The organism is Arthrobacter sp. efr-133-R2A-120 (genome assembly GCF_030209835.1).
Classification (GTDB): Bacteria; Actinomycetota; Actinomycetes; order Actinomycetales; family Micrococcaceae; genus Arthrobacter.
Genome location: NZ_JARVRF010000044.1, coordinates 21,642 through 38,758 on the forward strand (window position 1 = coordinate 21,642; position 17,117 = coordinate 38,758).

Below are 17,117 nucleotides of genomic sequence, written 5' to 3' on the forward strand. Positions count from 1 at the left end.
CCATCTGCCATCGGCGCTCGACCATATTGACGCCGTGTGGCCCCGCGCTCACGCTTGAAGCATGGCCACCAAACTATCCGGAGTGATCCTCGGGACGTTCCCGGAGCTGCGCTACGAACCCACCGCCAAGCGGATCCGCGCGACTCTGGGCGGGAACGCCGTCGTCGACACCCTGCACGCGTGGCTGGTCTGGGAGCCGAAGCGCATTACCCCGATTTATGCGGTGCCGGAGGCCGAACTGCTAGCAGCGCTCACACCGCCGCGCGACCCTGCGGCCGATGTCCCGGAGCTCGGCGTCAGGTTGTCCGCAGGCTCACCTCCATCGCTGGATCCGCGCACGGGGTTCGGCCGGCATACCACCTCCGGCGAACAACTCGACGTTGTGGCAGGGACGACGACGGCGCCCGGGGCCGCGTTCCGCCCGGACGATCCCGACCTGGCCGGGTATGTCGTGCTGGATTTCGCCGCCTTTCAGTGGCGGGAAGACGACGAGGAGATTATCGGCCACCCCCGCGACCCCTTCCACCGTGTGGACATCCGGGCGTCATCCCTGACCGTAGAGGTCTCCCTCGACGGCGTCACGCTCGCCAAAACGGACGGCGCACAACTCCTGTACGAGACATTGCTTCCCGTCCGCTACTACATCCCGCCCGGGGACGTGCGGCTGGACCTCATGGAGGAGAGCCCCAAGAGGACCGTGTGTCCATATAAGGGCGAAGCCCGCTACTGGACGCACCCCGGAACAGAGGACGGCAGGAATGTCGCCTGGAGCTACGACAAGAGTTTCCGCGACGCCGCACAGATCCACAACCTGGTGAGCTTCTTCAATGAAAGGGTGGACCTGACGGTCGACGGCGTCCTGCAGGCCCGGCCGGTAACGCCCTGGTCGCGGCCGCAGGACCGCCGCGAGTGACGGACGGCAGCTCACTGTAGGTACCACGGCCCGGCTCGCGCACCGTCTGTCATCGCGGTGTTTTGTCGGGACGGACCGGAGTCGCCGTTCAGCGAGGAAGTAGATGGGCCGTGAGGTTCCGGGCCGCGAGGCCGCTCCGGGTCGCGGGCACCAGAAGCGCGGCGGCCAGAACGTGGCCGCGCTGGCGGGGGTTGGCCCGCCTGCGGTGGCGGGATTCGTAGCCACGCAGCGCGGCGGCTGGGTCATCTGGGGTGGCGGCCAAGGCTTCGGCGAGAATGGCGGCGCCTGTCATGGCAAGGCTGGACCCGTCGCCGAACAATGATACGCAGGACGCCGCGTCCCCAAGCAGCGTCACGCGTCCTTGGGACCAGCTGGGCAGCCGCACTTGGCTGATGGCGTCGAAGTACAGGTCCTCGGCGTTGTGCACAAGTTCGCGCAGGTCGGGTATCTCGGGCACGGGCCAGTCGCGTGCGCCGTAGGCTTCGAGAATGATCCGTTGCTGGGCCTGGATGTCTCGGTAGTCGAGGCCGGATGGGCTGCGGAAGATGAACCCCGCACCAGCGGTTCCGCGTACCGGATGGACCGTGAGCGACAAACCCGGTTGGTTGTACATGACCACCGTTCCGGGATCGGCTGCGGGCCGGCCGAGCGAAAGCGTCGCGATGTGGAGGCCGAGATGGCGGACAAAATCGGTTTCGGGACCGAACACGAGAGACCGCACCGTGGAGTGCAGCCCGTCGGCCCCAACCACAAAGTCGAACCGTCGCGGGGACGCGTGCACGAACGTGACGTCCACTCCGGCACCGTCCGCGTCTAGCGCAGTAACCGAATCCCCGAAGAGGAACTCGACATCTTCTCCGGCGGCCTCGCAAAGGATCGCCGCAAGGTCGGCCCGGGGTATCTCGACATCGTCGCCGCGGGGACGTCCAAGCCGCAGCGGACCGACCCGCCGTCCCGGTGGGGTCACGAATACAAGGCCGGACGCCTGGGTAGCGGCATCGCGCAGGCGCGTGAGGATGCCCATCCGCCGCGCCACTTCGGTGGCCGCGCCATGCACGTCCACCGGGCTGCCGCTGGAACGCAATCCACTGGCGCGTTCGACCACGGTCGCCTGGAACCCTTGGCGGGCAAGCCAGTACGCCAGCGTCGGTCCAGCGATGCCAGCCCCGCAGATCAGTACCCTGCGTCGTCCCACAAGCGCCAGCCTATAGTAGACGGATCGATCAGCGTCCGCAGTTCCCTTCGCTATCCCATCCGGAGTAGGCCTAGGACGGATCGGATGAGGCCTGAAACTGGGGGTCACGGAAAATTGCCGTCGGATGGGAGACCTGTGACTTATTCCTCTACTTCGGTGTGGACCATTTCGGTAGGTCACCTTCATGGAGAATGCAGAGTCGAGACCGGACACTGAAGTACTCAGTGTCCATGAGTGCTGGAAGTACCTTCGATCCTCCTCCGTCGGCAGGATTGCGGTCGTCAGAGGCGACAGCCCGGAGATCTTCCCAGTCAACTACCTGCCTGACGAAGGGACCGTAATCTTCCGGACGGGACCCGGTACCAAACTGGATGCCGTCATGGCCGGACAAAAAATCACGTTGGAGGCCGACGGTTTCAACACCTATGGCACCATCGCCTGGAGCGTCATCCTGAAGGGCTATGCCGAGATTGTCACGAAAGTCGACGAACTGCAGGAGTCTGCCGCCGTTGAACTCTCGCCATGGGAGCCGGGCGCCAAAGGCCATCTGGTCCGGCTAACACCGGCGGAACTCAGCGGTCGAAGGTTCGTGATCAGCGCACCATCCCAATGATGGCCCCCCACAGGACTTCTCACCCTGATCCAGCCCGCGGCCCCCACTGGCCACAAGACAGACTCCGAGGCGGGACGTAGAGGACCAAAGCCTCTGGGATCCACTCTGCGTGATTCGCATTCTGGAAGGGTCAGGCCGGTTCAGGCCTGACCGGTTCCAAGACAAGGAGGCAGCTATGACGGACCTAATCAGGTGGTTCGATACCCGTCGGTCACCCATCGAGATGATCGAACGGCTCTTCGAGGGTGATGTGGCGGCATCGGGGATTCGGGTCGAACAATTGGTTGAAGGCACTACCCTGGTCGTTCGCGCCGAACTGCCGGGGATCGATCCGGAGAAGGATGTTGAAATCACTCTTGGCGAAGGGTTCCTTGAAATAAGGGCTGAACGGCAGGAGAAGAAGGAGCAAAAGGACAAGGGCAGCTACCGATCGGAGTTCCGTTACGGCTCCTTTGTGCGCAGGCTGCCCCTGCCCGACACTGTCCAACGGGACGACGTTTCCGCTTCATACAAGGACGGCGTGCTCGAAGTGAGGGCTCCGATTCCGGAGAAGGTCCAGCCCTCGTCTGCTCACAAGATCCCGATAACGCGGGAGTAGGACACACGGTCCAGCCGATCGGCCGGACCGTGCTCCGGAGCGAGCGACGGAACGGACCGTGACTTTCGGCCCTACAGCCCGGGACAGCCACCGGTCAGGCTAGCGGAGTACGGACACCTTAATCGCGGGAGGAAAGTCATGGGCGGGGAAGCATCCACAGCCAGGATCGTTGTTGGTGTTGACGGATCGGAAGCCTCCATCGAGGCGCTGAGGCAGGCCCAGAGCCTTGCGCTGCCATTGGGAGCGCAAGTTGAGGCCGTTGCTTATTGGGAGTTCCCTCAGGTCTATGGCGGCTACGTGGCGATGGGTATCGATGACTTCGAGGAAGCCGCCGGGCAGGTCCTCAAGGAATCCTTGGAGAAGGTGTTCGGTCCGGAATTGCCGGACAACCTCGTCTCCCGCGTTGTCCGCGGTCACGCACGGGAATCCCTCATTGAAGCTAGCCGGGAAGCGGACATGATCGTTCTCGGCAGGCGTGGCCACGGAGGATTTGGCGGGCTGCTGCTCGGATCGGTGAGTTCAGCCTGCGTCGCCCACGCCCACTGCCCGGTCCTCGTTGTCCATGCACCGGAAAAGGGTTGAACGCGGTCTGTTGCGAAGGCGACTTCACTGTATGTCAGGTATTAGAGCTGGTCCGGAGCAATGCGCTTTCTTGAGCCGCCGGTTTCAATGATGGCTTCCACCACAACTACCCCAGCTCCGCCGATCCAATGGATGGGGAAGAGCTCGGACGCCACCGCATCCGCGGGGAGCCGAGGCGCTTCGTTGCCAGGTATGCCCCGGCGCCCATGATGTTGAATCCAATGATTCCCAACGCCGGGGTGCATGCGGCGACCCCGGTCAGCAGCACAAGGCATCCGACGACGGCAGCGGAAATGCCGAAAGCCGTGTGCCGGGCCTTGGCCGGCCCGGACGCTGATTTCATCTTGGACGCGAACTTGGGGTCATCGCGTTCCAGTTCCTGGGCGATCTGTTCCAGTGTCTTCTTTTCGTATTCGGAGAGCGCCATCATCAGCCTCCTATGCCGGCGTGGGTGGAAACCATTGCTGCTAGAGCGGGTTGTCGAGCGGGACTGCTTTGAGATATTCAGGGAGCCTCTCGGGTTTGATCGCCAAAGCCGTGACCACCAGGGCGACCGCACCCGGAATCCACCCACTCCAGGCGGCGCCCGTCCAGTCCTGCCAACGAGTCCACTTCTTCATCTAGATTGTGCTCCTTTGACCGGTTTGGGCTTTTCTGGTGGCTGCCCCGGCGACGCCGGGACGGGGTTCGGGGTGCTTGGCCGCTTCGGGCTCATGCACGACGAGAACGGGGCAATGGGCATGGGCGACGCAGGCTGCGCTGACCGAGCCGAGCAACAGGCCGTTGAACCCGCCGTGGCCGCGCCTCCCGACGACCAGCAGAGAAGCGAATCTGCTGGCTTCGATGAGCGACTCCCGGGCGGCGCCGAGGACGAGCCTGGTCCGGACGTTCCGGGGCAGTTCCGGGCCGAAGGCCTTCGCCATGGCATCCTGGAGGATTTCGGATGCCTGGTGGCTGAATCCGTCCCGCCCCATCATCTCGTAGGCCTCATGCCCCACGGGGAAGTCCCAACAGATCCAGCCCTCGACGTTCGCCCCAAGTGCCGATGCGAGGCGGTGGGCTTGGCGCAGGGCCTCGATGGACGCGTCGGATCCGTCGACGCCGACGACGATCTTGTCATGCTGGCTGCGCGTAGCCATGATGTTCCTCTCCGTTCCCGCGGTTTCTCTAAGAATGGGCAGAAAATTCGCCGCCAAACAGGGCCGAAAGTCATGGCCCCGGCTTGGGTCCTTCGGCCCTTGTTTACCTTTGGTGGGCAGTGAACAATGACATAGCCGGGCAACCATGGCGGACCGGCGGGACCGCGGCCACGGGCTGCCCGACAGGAGGATCATGGAACGCCCAGTATCACCCCAAAGCGGCGCCGGGGCCCTTGGCGCGCCACCAATCCGCGTCTATGTCCTGGACGATCATGAGCTTGTCCGCCGGGGACTGCAGGAACTACTGGAAAGCGAAGGCTTCATGGTGGTGGGCATGTCCGGTTCGGCCGAGGAGGCCGCCCGGCGCATTCCGGCGTTGCGCCCGGACGTCTCGGTACTGGACGCCAGGTTGCCCGACGGCACCGGCATCGAAGTGTGCCGGGAAGTGCGCTCCGTTGACCCCACCCTGAATTGCCTGATTCTCACCAGCTACGACGACGAACAGGCTCTTCGTGGAGCCGTTCTTGCGGGTGCGGCAGGGTACGTCTTGAAGGAAATCGGAGGCACTGACTTGCTCGGTGCACTCCGCCGTGCTGCGCGAGGCGAGTCGTTGTTTGATGCGGCCGTGAAGGCGAAGATCATCCAAGGCTTCACGGAGCCTCAGCGCGTGGATCCCAGGGTCGCCTCATTGACGCCTCAGGAGCGGCGGGTCCTGGATTTGGTAGGTCAGGGTCTGACGAACCGGCAGATTGGGGAACAGATGGTGCTGGCCGAGAAGACCGTGAAGAACTACGTGTCCTCGATGTTGGCGAAGCTGGGATTTGAACGGCGCACCCAGGCTGCCGTGTACATTGCCCACGGACCGGAAACGGACACCGGCACCGTCCGCTGACGGACCGGCGGACCGGAATCTCAGCGGACCGGAACCGACCACAACACGGTCGTGCCCTTCGTCGGGGCGCTGGTCACCTCAAATGAACCGCGCAACTCCGCGGCCCGCTGTTCCATGTTCACCAGACCATTTCCGGGGACGGCATCCCTGAAGCCCCTGCCGTCGTCTTCGATGATCAAGGTCAGCATCCCGTCTTCCACCGACACCGAAACACTGATGGCTCGCGCCTCGGAATGACGGACCGCATTGCTGAGGCCTTCGGAGATGACCGCCAGCGCGTTGGTGACGGTCCCGTCGTCGAGCACCGAATCGACCGCCCCGTTGAGCGTCAGGTGCGGGACGAAGGGCAGCGACCTGGTGGCAGTGCGGACAGTCTGCAGTATGCGGCTGCTGAGCAACTCCCGCTCCCCTGAAGAACGCAACGAGTAGATCGTGTTTCGGAGGTCCCTGATGGTCTCATCCAGTTCCGCCGTGACCGCGTCGATCCGGGTCAGGGCAGGCTCGCCTGTCGTAAACCGCCGCAGGCTCTGGATGCTGAGACCGGCCGCGAAAAGCCGTTGGATGACGAGGTCGTGCAGGTCCCGGGCAATGCGGTCCCGGTCCGAGAAAACCACCAACTGTTCACGGAGCCGATGGATACGGTCAAGCTCCAGGCCCAAGGCCACGTGTGAGCCAAAGACGGCGCCCATCTCCACATCCGTCTTCGGGAACGGCCCCGCTTCAGGGGCTCGAACCAGAAACAGAAGCCCATGGTGGGCGCCCTGGGCGCTGAGATCGATTGCCAGGAGCTTACCAGGGGACAGGCCGTCGATCGATCCGAGGATGTCCCCGGCCTCGTCCATGCATGCGGGCGTACCGGTGGCTGCGACTGACCTGATGACGGCGGAATCCATGGGAAGGATGTTCCCCGCGAAATTTGCGCTGCCGTCCCCGGCGGCACCTGCGACGCGGTACGAACCCACGCCCCCGTTCGGAACCAGGATCAGGGACATCTGGGATCCCGATTCCCGAAGCGCCCTCTCCGCAATCAAATCCAAGGCGGCTGTGTCAGGCTCCGCCGTCCGGTCCTCGCCGAGCATCCGGCCAGTCACATCCATGCACGCTTCAAGCCAGGACGCGCGACGGCGGGCGTCCTCATAGAGCCGGGCGTTCTCGATGGCCACGCCGGCAGCAGCAGCCAACGCCACCGCGAGATCCTCGTCTTCCGGCGTGAAATCCCCACCGCCCTCTTTTTCCGTCAAGTACAGATTGCCGAAGACGACGTCACGGACCCTCACCGGGACACCAAGAAAAGACTTCATCGGTGGATGGTTCTCAGGGAATCCGTATGCCTTCGGATGTTGGCGCAAATCATGGAGTCGAAGCGGGGCCGGTTCGCTGATCAACAGACCGAGGACACCGTGTCCGGTGGGGAGTGGGCCAATCCGGCGTGCAAGGTCTTCGTCGATGCCGACCGTGACGAAGTGGCTCAGCGACTTGTTCTCGCCGAGGACACCCAGGGCGCCGTAGCGGGCATGCAGCAGCCGGCAGGCGGACGTGACGACCCGGTCCAGTACGGCGTCCAGGCTCAAGTCTTCGGCGACCGCCACCACCGCTTCCAGAAGTCCGCGCATCTGTTCCTGGGCATCCAGGAGTTCTCCGGCCCGGGCCAGAAAGTCCCTGAGCAGGTCTTCGATCCGTGTCCCGGTGACGTGGAGGCGATCAGCGCGCACGCGATCTGGAATAGAGCCGTTCATGAGCTGCCTTTCGAGCGGTACCGCCCGCGCGGGCATGTACCCGTGTCGTGGCAGGTGGCGAATCCGATGCCAGACTACTCCCGAGTCGGGTGTTCGCCCAGACGCGTGTGAGGCGAGGGTCTTTGTGCCCTGTTTCCCGCTCATGCCCGGGCGTAGCCTCTGCGACATGACCAACAAACCATCAACACCGGAACCAGAGGTCCTGCAACCTCAACAATGCTGGGAACTCTTGCGCGGCGTCTCGGTGGGGCGCCTCGCCGTCTGGGTAGAAGACCACCCCGACATCTTCCCGATCAACTACAAGGTCGACCACGGCACCCTCGTCTTCCGGACCGGAGAAGGAACCAAGCTCCACTCGGCCCTGAGCGAAACACCCGTCGCGCTGGAGGCCGACGGCGTCAACCCGGACACCGGGGTGGCGTGGAGCGTGGTCGTGAAAGGGCAGGCTGCTGCAATCAGGCTCACCCAGGAGGTGCTCGATACGGTCGGGCTGCTCCTTTTCCCTTGGCAAGCGGGCCGCAAAGACCATTTCATTCGCATCGTCCCGACGTCGATTACCGGACGCCGCTTCACCGTCACCCCTCCCCTGACCTGGTGGAGTCCCCTGGATGACGCAACGCGCGCCGGACTCGAATGACGGCGTCGCCCGGCGGGTCTAAAGCCCCTAACGACGGCGGACAGCCACCGGTAGCGTCAGCGTCATGAACCCTCAATCAACGGATGAAATCGAAAGACTGAGTCCAGACGAATGCTTTGAATTGCTTGGCCGAGCAACCGTTGGCAGGCTGGCCGTTATTGTCGAGGACCATCCGGACATTTTCCCCGTGAACTACGTCGTGGACCACGGATCCATCGTCTTCCGCACAGGCACCGGCACGAAATTCTGGAACACGATGCGCCATCCCTGCGCGCTCGAAATCGATAGTTTCGATGCGGGCACCGGAAAGGCCTGGAGCGTCGTCGCCAGAGGGCAGGCGCACTTCATCGTCGACCTGCGTGAAAAGGCGGCAGCCGATGCCCTCCACCTGGATCCCTGGCAGCCGGGCAGCAAGAGCCACTATCTGCGTTTGACCTTGGATGCCCTCACTGGTCGACGGTTCAAGGCCACCCGTCCCGATATCTGGAACACTCCCCTGTGGGATGCGCGCTCCGAGCTGTTCCACTGACTTTTGCTGCCAGCGTCGCCGACGGTATCTCTTGCCCTACCTTGATGGAGCATCATGAAAGCACTCGTCTATGGCGGACCCGGACAAAAGTCCTGGACGGACGTCCCCGATCCCCACATCGTCAACCCCACCGACGCCGTCGTCCGCATCGATACCACCACAATCTGCGGGACGGACCTTCATATCCTCAAAGGCGACGTTCCGGCGGTCCAAGAGGGCCGGGTCCTCGGGCATGAGGGCGTCGGAACGGTCACCGAAGTAGGTTCGTCCGTCACCGGGCTCAGGACCGGAGACCGCGTCCTCATTTCCTGCATCAAGTCCTGCGGACATTGCGGCAACTGCAAGAAGGGCCTCTACTCGCACTGCTCCGGGGAGGAGGGCCAAGCAGGAACCGGTTGGATCTTCGGCCATCTCATTGACGGCACCCAAGCCGAGTACGTGCGTGTCCCCTACGCGGACAACTCGCTCTACAAACTGCCCCACGGGGTCACCGACGACCAAGCCGTCATGCTCTCCGACATCCTGCCCACGGCGTTCGAAATCGGAGTCCAAGCCGGTCACATCAAGCCAGGCGACGTCGTCGCCGTCGTCGGAGCGGGCCCCATCGGCCTCGCCGCGATAGCCACATCAGGCCTCCACGGCGCCGCCACCATCATCGCCATAGACCCGGACGAAGGGCGCCTTCTCCGGGCCCGGGAGTTCGGCGCAACAGGGGTCGTGAACCCCTCCGGTCCTGCTTGGATCAGCGACGTCATGTCCTACACCGACGGCGCAGGAGTGGATGTCGCCATCGAAGCAGTCGGGATCCCGGACACCTTCGATATGGCCTTGCGGCTCGTGCGCCCCGGCGGGAATGTGGCCAACATCGGCGTGCACGGAAAGTCCGTTGAACTGCGCCTCCAGGACCTCTGGATCCGCAACATCAATATCAGCATGGGCCTCGTCAACACCAACACGACACCGATGCTCCTCCGGCTGGTGGCCCAGCACAAGATCCCGGCCGAGAAGTTTGCGACCCACCACTTCACCCTGGGACAGATCATCGATGCTTACGACACTTTCTCAAGGGCGGCTGAGACACACGCCCTGAAGGTCATCCTCAGCCGGGAATCCCACCACTAGGCAACCCTTGCTGAAGCTCCTTCCCTGAATCGGCACCCAAGGGCGGCGGCTCCCATGGCCACAATTCTGCGCTTTCCGCTCGTAGCGGCCACACTCCTCGCAGGGGCGTGCGTCGGGATACTGCTGGGCCTCGGACAAATGCCAGTGGCAAAGGCAACGGCGACTATCTATGCATTGACCATGGCCGCGTACCGTGCCGTGTCGATGCTCCGGGAACTCTTTCGAGGACGGTGGGGCATCGACTTGCTTGCAGTAACGGCCATTGCCAGCACCCTCGTGGTCGGAGAATACATTGCCTCGCTCATCATCGTGCTCATGCTTACGGGAGGAGACGCCCTCGAGGAATTTGCCCACGGCCGGGCAACTCGCGAGCTGAAGAACCTTCTCGAGCGGGCTCCCCGGACGGCGCACCGCGAGACCCCGGGCAACCCTGTGGAAGAGGTTCCCGTGGGGAGCGTCCGTTCCGGAGACACTCTCTTGGTCAAACCCTCCGAAATCGTCCCAGTAGACGGTATCTTGCTCTCCCCTGCCGGGACTTTCGACGAGTCCTCCCTGACCGGTGAAAGCCTTCCAGTTGAACACCGCGAAGGCGACGCCCTGCTGAGCGGCTCCGTCAACGGCGAAGAAGCCGTTCGAATGGTTGCAAGCGCCACCGCCGCAGACTCCCAGTACAGCCGGATCGTGGCCCTGGTCCAAGAAGCCGCGGCGAGCCGCGCCCCCACCGTCAGGCTTGCGGACCGATACGCCGTGCCGTTCACGATATTCGCCTTCCTGCTTGCCGGGATCGCCTGGTTCATCACTCAAGATCCAGAACGGTTTGCCCAAGTGCTGGTCGTTGCAACACCGTGTCCCTTGTTGATCGCCGCGCCCGTAGCGTTCCTTGCCGGCACCAGCCGGGCAGCCCACTCGGGAATCATCATCAAAAATGCTCGTACTCTCGAGCAACTCGCCCGCGTCAGGACAGCGGTCTTCGACAAAACCGGCACACTCACGCATGGCCGCCCCACCCTGCACGACATACAAGTCTCCCTGGTCGCTGCGCAAGGCATGTCCCCCAGCTTGATACTCCAACTGGCAGCGTCCGCTGAGCAGTCTTCCTCCCACGTGCTGGCATCCTCCGTGATTGATGCCGCACGATCCCGCGGCCTGCCCTTGCTTCCCGTCAGCAGCGCCAGCGAGCATGCGACCCAGGGTGTCACGGCAGCCTGCGGTGACCAGACTGTGGTGGTGGGCAAGGCCGACTTTGTCGGCTCGGCCACAACCGGCTTCGAAAAAGCAGTCCTGGCCAGCGGACAACTGGGTGTCTACGTCGGCGTCGACGGGCAATTCGCCGGAACGCTGATCATGAGCGACCCTCTGCGCGGGAACGCGCTGGCCACCTTGGCCCAGCTGCGACGCCTCGGCGTGCGGGAAACCATGCTCCTGACCGGCGACACCCGTTCCACTGCCTCACATATTGCGGCCGAAGCCGGGATAACCCGGGTCCTGGCCGATTGCCTGCCCGCCGACAAAGTGGCGGCAGTCGCTGAGTTGGACGATCGCCCCGTCATGATGGTCGGCGACGGAGTCAACGATGCGCCCGTCCTCGCCGCGGCCGACGTCGGGATAGCGATGGGCGCCAAGGGAGCTACCGCGGCCAGCGAGTCGGCCGACGTCGTCATCATGCTCGATGACTTATCCAAAGTGGCCGTAGCCGTGGACATCGGCCGGCACACCATCCATATCGCACGCACCAGCATCTGGACCGGCATTCTCCTCAGCGTAGGGCTGATGACCATGGCGGCTTACGGCTTCGTCCCGGCCGTGGCTGGCGCTCTCCTCCAGGAACTAGTGGACCTCGCCACGATTCTGAATGCGCTCCGGGCATTGGGACACAGGCGAATGCCGGGCGCCGATTCGTCAGAGCTTGTTCCCCCTTCCCAGCCCCGAAAACTGGACCATGACTTTCGACCCTAGCCTGCCGGCCGCCCGCCCGCCCGCCCGCCCGCCCGCCCGGATGGATGGTGCAACAGGGGCCGGTTGCTTCCGCCCGGCGGCTATGTTTGCAAGGCGGGGCGGGTTATCACCGTCGGGCACTGGACATTGAGCAGCACGTGCTGAGCCACGGAGCCGACGAGCACGCGGGCACCGCCCCTTCCTTTGCAGCCCATGACCAGCAGCCGCGCACGGGTACTGGCGTCCAGGAGCGCTTCGGCTGGCGCGCGCTCAAGGTCCAGGATCTTGAGTATGGCCAAATCCGGGTGCCGCCCCTCCAGTCCGTGCACCGATTTGGACAACAGCGCGTGCCCATCGAGTCCAGGTTCTGCAGGCCCGGTCCCGCGCCCCGATCTCCCGGACGGGGAAGGATCGCGGCCGCTACCGGCATGGACGATCACGAGTTCTTGTCCCATTCGATGCGCCTCGTCAGCTGCACACTCGACGGCGAGTTCGGAGTCCCGGGAACCATCGACACCAACTACTACGCCGTATGACTCGCGCGTTGAGAGGGCTGGCACAATCGCGACGGCGCAATGGCTGATGACCGCGACCTGAAAGCTGACCGAACCGAATCCTTCGCCGTGGTTGCCGGGGCGTCGATCGGTTCCCACGACGACCATTTCCGCATCCGCAGAAAGCTTGCGCATGGTTTCGGCGGGCTCTCCGGAACTTAGTGTCGTCACGACCTCCAGGGAGGGAAACCGTGCGGCGACCCGTGCTGTCTCGCCTTTCAGCAGGTCCTTGGCTTGTGCAGTCGCGCCGTCGTGGAGGGCCTTCTCCGGGAACGCCCATGGCTCAGGAACGGCATGGACGGGGTTGAGCTGAAGACCAAGATCACGGGCTCGTTCGGCAGCCCAGTCCACGGCAGCACTGCCGACCACCGACCCATCGACACCAACGAGGATCTTTGTCTTCACGAGCGCACGTGCCTTCCTGGAACCAGCTGCAATCTCTTCCCAGTTTCGTCGGCTGCGTCGATGACCTGCAAGGGCCGTAAGACCCTCCCCGCGAACGCATTTTCCGGGTTATGTTCCTCAAGGGGTATCGCGTTCCATGGTCCGGGTGCCGCGTCGTCTTCGTGAAAGGACATCAGCGTGTTGCTCCTTGTTTTGAATCCAGGTTCCTCGTCGTTGAAGTATCAGCTGCGTCGAATCGGAACATCTGAAGCTAAGCCCGGGATCCTGCTGGAGCGGGCCGTCAACAGCCCGCAAGAGGGCACGCTGGATCCCGTCTTCCTTGGCAACGCGTTCGACGTGGTCGATGCCGCCATCCAGGACGTAACCGGCGGAACAAGCCCTGATGCCATTGGGCTTCGGGTGGTCCACGGCGGGGATCGCTTCAGTTCGCCCATACGCGTCACTCCGGACGTCATCGGGACCATCGAGGAATTTGGCGAGTTTGCGCCGCTCCACAACGCGGCAAGCATGGCGTGCATGCGTGCCGCGGCCACCCGTTGGCCGCGCACGCCCCAGGTAGCCGTTTTCGACACAGCCTTTCACCGAACGATCCCCGACCATGCCTCCCGCTATGCCATTCCGGAGGAGCTTCATACGAAGTACGGGATCAGGCGCTACGGCTTCCACGGGATCTCCGTCGAGATCGTTTGCCGCGACGCAGCGGCGTTCCTCGAAGTTCCGGTTGGATCCTTGAATGCGGTGGTGGCGCACCTTGGCAATGGCGCCTCGGTTACCGCTGTACGGGAGGGTCGCAGCGTCGACACGTCCATGGGCATGACCCCTCTGGAGGGGTTGGTCATGGGTACTCGTTCCGGTGATCTTGATCCGTCCATTATCACGCTGCTGCAGCGCCGCGCCTTCGGACCGGACGAAGTCGATGAGCTCCTCAACCATCGGGCAGGCCTGCTGGGCTTGGCCGGATCAGCCGACATGCGCGTAATCCAGGACGCTGCGCGGCACGGCGACCCCCGAGCGATCCTCGCTTCGGACATGGCCGCTTACCGGCTGGCCAAGTACATCGCCGCTTACAACATGGTGGTCGGCGGGGCCGCGGCCTTGGCCCTTACCGGTGGTATCGGCGAACATTCCAGCCGGTTCAGAACCCAGGTTATCTCGCTGCTCGAGCCCCTCGGTCTCTTCATCGACGAACACAGGAACTACTCCGGCGAAACAGGCATCCGCATCATCAGCACCGACGCATCGGCTTTTCCGGTCCTGGTGGTCCCGAGCGACGAGGAACGCGCCATCGCGGAGGCGACAGCCGCCGTCGTACTTTCGGACGGTTCAGCGGATCGAAGCCTCAACGAAGCGTGACCCGGCTAGTGCCAACGGCAAGTGGTCACAGACCCTTAAGCCGGCGACGCAATGGACGCCCCGGCACAACCGCAACAACCGGCGCGCTGAAGCGCGATGCCCGGCGCGAGATGTGGTGGGTATCCGGCCGACGGCGGACGGGCGCCGTGAGCGGGGGCGCTTGCTGCGCAGTCCGGGAGAAGAACCACTGTTTGGCGAATTCCACCAGGACCATGTAGACAACGATCATTCCCAGTAGCGACAGGAAGAACGGCACCGGCAAAGGATCGAAGCCCAGCACGCCCGCCAGCGGTGACAGCGGCAGGAAGATCCCCGCGGCTACCACGCCCAAGGACGCACTCAACAGGCCAACCGAGGGACGGCTGCGCAGGAATGGAACCCGACGGGTCCTGATGGCGAAAATGATGAGGGTTTGCGTGGCGATGGATTCGATGAACCAGCCTGCCCGGAACTCCCCCGGGACGGCGTCGAAGACGAACAGCATGAGCGCGAAAGTGGCAAAGTCGAAGATTGAACTGATCGGCCCGAAGAGGAACATGAAACGCCGGATGAACGCGATGTTCCAGTGCGACGGTGCCAGCAGCTGCTCTTTGTCCACGCGGTCGCCCGGGATGGCCAGCTGGCCGCTGTCGTAGAGCAGGTTGTTGAGCAGGATCTGCCCCGGCAGCATGGGCAGGAAGCTCAGCACCACCGACGCAGTGGCGGCGCTGAACATGTTGCCGAAGTTGCTGGACGTGCCCATCAGGACGTACTTGATGGTGTTCGCGAAGATCCTCCGGCCCTCCATCACGCCTTCGGCAAGGACGCCCAGGTCCTTTTCCAAAAGCACTATGTCGGCGGCGTCCTTGGCGACATCGGCGGCGCTGTCCACGGAGATCCCGATGTCCGCTTTATGAAGGGCCAGGGCGTCGTTCACACCGTCGCCCATGAAGCCCACCGCTCCGCCGCTTTGGCGGAGCAGGGTGATGATCCGCGCCTTCTGCTCGGGCGACACGCGGGCAAAGATGGTGGCTTCCCGGGCGGTTGCGGCCAACTCGGTATCGGACAACGCGTCGACGTCGGCGCCGATAAGCGTTCCGCCGGAAATCACGCCTAGCTCGGAACAAACTTTCTCTGCGACTTTGGCGTTGTCCCCGGTGGCGATTTTCACGGAGATGCCCAGCATCGCCAGCCGTTCGAGGGACTCTTTCGCGTTTGCCTTGGGCCGGTCTAGGAAGACGAGGAAACCGGCCAGGACGAGGTCATTTTCGTCGGCCGGCGTGATGCCGCTCAGCCCCGCGGCTGGGCGGGTGGCCACCGCGACGACGCGCGATCCGGCATCGAACTGTTCGGCCAGCATGGCCTGTACCCTGGGCGAAGTCGGCCCGCAGAGGGCGAGCACATCCTCGGGAGCGCCCTTGGTGACCAGGCGTGCCAGGCCGCCGGCTTCCCGCACCAGAACGCTGGTCCGGCGGCGTTGGTGGTCGAAGTCGATCAGGTCGAGGCGCTCAAAGCGGGCGGGATCAAACGCTGCCGCACCCGCGCTTTCCCATAATGCGGCGTCCAGGGGATTCTGCCCGGCCGTGGATTGTTTGGCCTCGGCATAGTCGGTTTCGGTGGCCAGCAGACCCAAGGTGAGGAGTTCGACGTCGGACACTTCAGGGGAGGCGGGCAGCGCGCCGGTGAAGCTGATGCGCCCCTCGGTGAGGGTGCCGGTCTTGTCGGTAACCAGGATGTCCATGTCGCCCAGGTCCTCGATGCAGACCAGTCGTTTGACCAGGACTTTGCGACGGGCCAGCTGGCGGGTGCCGGTAGCGAGGCTGGTGCTCACGACGGCGGGCAGCAGCTGCGGCGTGATGCCGACGGCGATTGCCAGGGAGAACAGCAGCGACTCGATCAGCGGGCGCTGCAGGAGCAGGTTCGCGATGAAGATGAGCGTGGTGAGCCCGATAGCCACCTGCAAGAGCAGGAACGAGAACCGCTTCAGCCCGAGCTGGAACTCGGTCTGGGGCTGCCGTTCTCCCAGGCCCAGCGCGATACGGCCGAATTCGGCGCGGGCCCCGGTGGCTACGACGACGCCGGTGCAGCCGCCGGACTGGATGACGGTTCCCATGAAGACGCAGGATGCGAGGTCCCCCAGGGACGACCCAGGCGCCACCGGGGCCGGATCCTTCCCGGCTGGCAGGGACTCCCCCGTCAGGATGCTTTCGTCGCAGAGGAGGTTCTTGGTGCCCAGGAGGCGGATGTCGGCGGGAACGATGGCGCCAAGACTAAGGTGTACGACGTCGCCCGGCACCAAGGAGGTCACGTTCACGTCCTGCGTGGTCCCGTCGCGCAGCACGACGGCGCGATGGGTTACCCGGGAATGCAAGGCTTCGGAGGCCCGTTCGGCGCGGAACTCGTTGGTGAAGCCCAAACCCACGCTGACCAGGAGGATCACGCCGATCACGATCGAATTCGTGGCATCGCCCAGGAAGAGGGAAAGCCCTGCCGTAATGATCAGCAGGATGAGGATGGGGCTGGCGAACTGCCGGCCCAACACCGCCCAACCGTTGGCCCGGTGCGTCCGCACGGCATTCGGGCCGAGTTCTGCAAGGCGTTCCGCGGCTTCCTCGTTTGTCAGGCCGGTTGGGCTGGAGCCCAGGTGTTCGAGTACTTCGTCCGGCTGAAGGCACGCGGCCTCGGTGATCGGCAGCTGCATGGAGTGCCGCTCCTGGACGTTGATATCTGACATGCCGTATCCGTTCGAATGCGTCGCGTGAGGCCGTCGCCCTTGGATAAGGGTAAGGCTTGGGGAGGGGCCCCTGGGGCGGATGGGAGAGTGTTGTTGCTGGGGTTGTGTCGAGCTGAAGTGCCGCCGCGGCGCGGCCTAGGGCGTGGCTCCTAATGCTGTCAGCCAGATGCTGATGGCGCGAAGGACGGCACCGCCCCGGTA

General features: G+C 64.0%; 18 protein-coding genes. 10 read left to right on the forward strand and 8 right to left on the reverse strand.

The annotated features are described in order from the left end of the window. Positions 1–61 precede the first annotated feature (61 nt). Complete coding sequence (locus QRN52_RS18645; protein WP_284754899.1) at positions 62–913, forward strand: DUF427 domain-containing protein; 852 nt, start codon at positions 62–64, stop codon at positions 911–913. Between the two features lie 88 nt (positions 914–1,001). Here QRN52_RS18645 and QRN52_RS18650 read toward each other — a convergent pair whose 3' ends face one another. Next, complete coding sequence (locus QRN52_RS18650) at positions 1,002–2,108, reverse strand: FAD-dependent monooxygenase (RefSeq protein WP_284754900.1); 1,107 nt, start codon at positions 2,106–2,108, stop codon at positions 1,002–1,004. Between the two features lie 184 nt (positions 2,109–2,292). Here QRN52_RS18650 and QRN52_RS18655 point away from each other — a divergent pair, with 184 nt between their 5' ends. From QRN52_RS18655 to QRN52_RS18665, 3 genes are all read left to right on the forward strand, one after another. Beyond that, a complete protein-coding gene (locus tag QRN52_RS18655) occupies positions 2,293–2,721 on the forward strand; it encodes a pyridoxamine 5'-phosphate oxidase family protein (protein WP_284754901.1) in 429 nt (142 codons plus the stop codon). Between the two features lie 175 nt (positions 2,722–2,896). Then, positions 2,897–3,319: an Hsp20/alpha crystallin family protein gene (locus tag QRN52_RS18660; protein WP_284754902.1), complete on the forward strand. Its 423-nt coding sequence runs from the start codon at positions 2,897–2,899 to the stop codon at positions 3,317–3,319. A gap of 138 nt (positions 3,320–3,457) precedes the next feature. Then, on the forward strand, positions 3,458–3,901 hold the full coding sequence (locus QRN52_RS18665; RefSeq protein WP_284754904.1) for a universal stress protein: 444 nt from the start codon (positions 3,458–3,460) through the stop codon (positions 3,899–3,901). A 106-nt stretch (positions 3,902–4,007) separates the two neighbouring features. On the opposite strand, the gene QRN52_RS18670 is transcribed toward QRN52_RS18665, so the two are convergent. From QRN52_RS18670 to QRN52_RS18680, 3 genes are read right to left on the reverse strand one after another with little or no spacing between them, the layout of a single operon-like run. Next, complete coding sequence (locus tag QRN52_RS18670; RefSeq protein WP_284754907.1) at positions 4,008–4,331, reverse strand: DUF3040 domain-containing protein; 324 nt, start codon at positions 4,329–4,331, stop codon at positions 4,008–4,010. 37 nt (positions 4,332–4,368) lie between these two features. Continuing rightward, a complete protein-coding gene (locus QRN52_RS18675) occupies positions 4,369–4,521 on the reverse strand; it encodes a hypothetical protein (protein WP_284754908.1) in 153 nt (50 codons plus the stop codon). Continuing rightward, positions 4,522–5,040, reverse strand: a complete 519-nt coding sequence (locus QRN52_RS18680) for a universal stress protein (RefSeq protein WP_284754909.1) — start codon at positions 5,038–5,040, stop codon at positions 4,522–4,524. A 193-nt stretch (positions 5,041–5,233) separates the two neighbouring features. Between QRN52_RS18680 and QRN52_RS18685 the strand changes: the two genes are divergently transcribed. Next, the gene (locus QRN52_RS18685) at positions 5,234–5,932 is read left to right on the forward strand and encodes a response regulator (protein WP_284754910.1); all 699 of its coding nucleotides are present in this window, start codon (positions 5,234–5,236) and stop codon (positions 5,930–5,932) included. A 20-nt stretch (positions 5,933–5,952) separates the two neighbouring features. On the opposite strand, the gene QRN52_RS18690 is transcribed toward QRN52_RS18685, so the two are convergent. Beyond that, positions 5,953–7,668: a GAF domain-containing sensor histidine kinase gene (locus tag QRN52_RS18690; RefSeq protein ID WP_284754911.1), complete on the reverse strand. Its 1,716-nt coding sequence runs from the start codon at positions 7,666–7,668 to the stop codon at positions 5,953–5,955. A gap of 166 nt (positions 7,669–7,834) precedes the next feature. On the opposite strand from QRN52_RS18690, the gene QRN52_RS18695 reads away from it, so the two are divergent. From QRN52_RS18695 to QRN52_RS18710, 4 genes are all read left to right on the forward strand, one after another. Continuing rightward, positions 7,835–8,305 carry a pyridoxamine 5'-phosphate oxidase family protein gene (locus tag QRN52_RS18695; RefSeq protein WP_284754912.1) on the forward strand — a complete coding sequence of 157 codons (471 nt, stop codon included), beginning with the start codon at positions 7,835–7,837 and terminating at the stop codon, positions 8,303–8,305. Between the two features lie 64 nt (positions 8,306–8,369). Next, positions 8,370–8,834, forward strand: coding sequence for a pyridoxamine 5'-phosphate oxidase family protein (locus QRN52_RS18700; protein ID WP_284754913.1), 465 nt, complete (start codon positions 8,370–8,372; stop codon positions 8,832–8,834). A gap of 54 nt (positions 8,835–8,888) precedes the next feature. Next, complete coding sequence (locus QRN52_RS18705) at positions 8,889–9,956, forward strand: zinc-dependent alcohol dehydrogenase family protein (RefSeq protein WP_284754914.1); 1,068 nt, start codon at positions 8,889–8,891, stop codon at positions 9,954–9,956. 54 nt (positions 9,957–10,010) lie between these two features. Beyond that, positions 10,011–11,912 (forward strand): heavy metal translocating P-type ATPase, encoded by a 1,902-nt coding sequence (locus QRN52_RS18710; RefSeq protein WP_284754916.1) that lies wholly within the window; start codon positions 10,011–10,013, stop codon positions 11,910–11,912. 80 nt (positions 11,913–11,992) lie between these two features. Here QRN52_RS18710 and QRN52_RS18715 read toward each other — a convergent pair whose 3' ends face one another. Both QRN52_RS18715 and QRN52_RS18720 read right to left on the reverse strand, forming a co-directional pair. Next, a complete protein-coding gene (locus QRN52_RS18715; protein WP_284754918.1) occupies positions 11,993–12,850 on the reverse strand; it encodes a universal stress protein in 858 nt (285 codons plus the stop codon). Continuing rightward, on the reverse strand, positions 12,847–13,023 hold the full coding sequence (locus QRN52_RS18720; RefSeq protein WP_284754919.1) for a hypothetical protein: 177 nt from the start codon (positions 13,021–13,023) through the stop codon (positions 12,847–12,849). The genes QRN52_RS18715 and QRN52_RS18720 overlap by 4 nt, the downstream gene beginning before the upstream one ends. 4 nt (positions 13,024–13,027) lie before the next feature. On the opposite strand from QRN52_RS18720, the gene QRN52_RS18725 reads away from it, so the two are divergent. Further along, a complete protein-coding gene (locus QRN52_RS18725) occupies positions 13,028–14,203 on the forward strand; it encodes an acetate/propionate family kinase (RefSeq protein WP_284754920.1) in 1,176 nt (391 codons plus the stop codon). Between the two features lie 25 nt (positions 14,204–14,228). Here QRN52_RS18725 and mgtA read toward each other — a convergent pair whose 3' ends face one another. Further along, on the reverse strand, positions 14,229–16,916 hold the full coding sequence (gene mgtA, locus QRN52_RS18730) for a magnesium-translocating P-type ATPase (protein ID WP_284754921.1): 2,688 nt from the start codon (positions 16,914–16,916) through the stop codon (positions 14,229–14,231). Positions 16,917–17,117 lie beyond the last annotated feature (201 nt).

What these genes read in the sequence shown, in the direction of transcription:
- QRN52_RS18645 (WP_284754899.1), top strand. Translation starts at nt 62, where the DNA reads ATGGCCACCAAACTATCCGGAGTGATCCTCGGGACGTTCCCGGAGCTG.
- QRN52_RS18655 (WP_284754901.1), top strand. Translation starts at nt 2,293, where the DNA reads ATGGAGAATGCAGAGTCGAGACCGGACACTGAAGTACTCAGTGTCCAT.
- QRN52_RS18660 (WP_284754902.1), top strand. Translation starts at nt 2,897, where the DNA reads ATGACGGACCTAATCAGGTGGTTCGATACCCGTCGGTCACCCATCGAG.
- QRN52_RS18665 (WP_284754904.1), top strand. Translation starts at nt 3,458, where the DNA reads ATGGGCGGGGAAGCATCCACAGCCAGGATCGTTGTTGGTGTTGACGGA.
- QRN52_RS18670 (WP_284754907.1), bottom strand. Translation starts at nt 4,331, where the DNA reads ATGATGGCGCTCTCCGAATACGAAAAGAAGACACTGGAACAGATCGCC.
- QRN52_RS18675 (WP_284754908.1), bottom strand. Translation starts at nt 4,521, where the DNA reads ATGAAGAAGTGGACTCGTTGGCAGGACTGGACGGGCGCCGCCTGGAGT.
- QRN52_RS18680 (WP_284754909.1), bottom strand. Translation starts at nt 5,040, where the DNA reads ATGGCTACGCGCAGCCAGCATGACAAGATCGTCGTCGGCGTCGACGGA.
- QRN52_RS18685 (WP_284754910.1), top strand. Translation starts at nt 5,234, where the DNA reads ATGGAACGCCCAGTATCACCCCAAAGCGGCGCCGGGGCCCTTGGCGCG.
- QRN52_RS18690 (WP_284754911.1), bottom strand. Translation starts at nt 7,668, where the DNA reads ATGAACGGCTCTATTCCAGATCGCGTGCGCGCTGATCGCCTCCACGTC.
- QRN52_RS18695 (WP_284754912.1), top strand. Translation starts at nt 7,835, where the DNA reads ATGACCAACAAACCATCAACACCGGAACCAGAGGTCCTGCAACCTCAA.
- QRN52_RS18700 (WP_284754913.1), top strand. Translation starts at nt 8,370, where the DNA reads ATGAACCCTCAATCAACGGATGAAATCGAAAGACTGAGTCCAGACGAA.
- QRN52_RS18705 (WP_284754914.1), top strand. Translation starts at nt 8,889, where the DNA reads ATGAAAGCACTCGTCTATGGCGGACCCGGACAAAAGTCCTGGACGGAC.
- QRN52_RS18710 (WP_284754916.1), top strand. Translation starts at nt 10,011, where the DNA reads ATGGCCACAATTCTGCGCTTTCCGCTCGTAGCGGCCACACTCCTCGCA.
- QRN52_RS18720 (WP_284754919.1), bottom strand. Translation starts at nt 13,023, where the DNA reads ATGTCCTTTCACGAAGACGACGCGGCACCCGGACCATGGAACGCGATA.
- mgtA (WP_284754921.1), bottom strand. Translation starts at nt 16,916, where the DNA reads ATGTCAGATATCAACGTCCAGGAGCGGCACTCCATGCAGCTGCCGATC.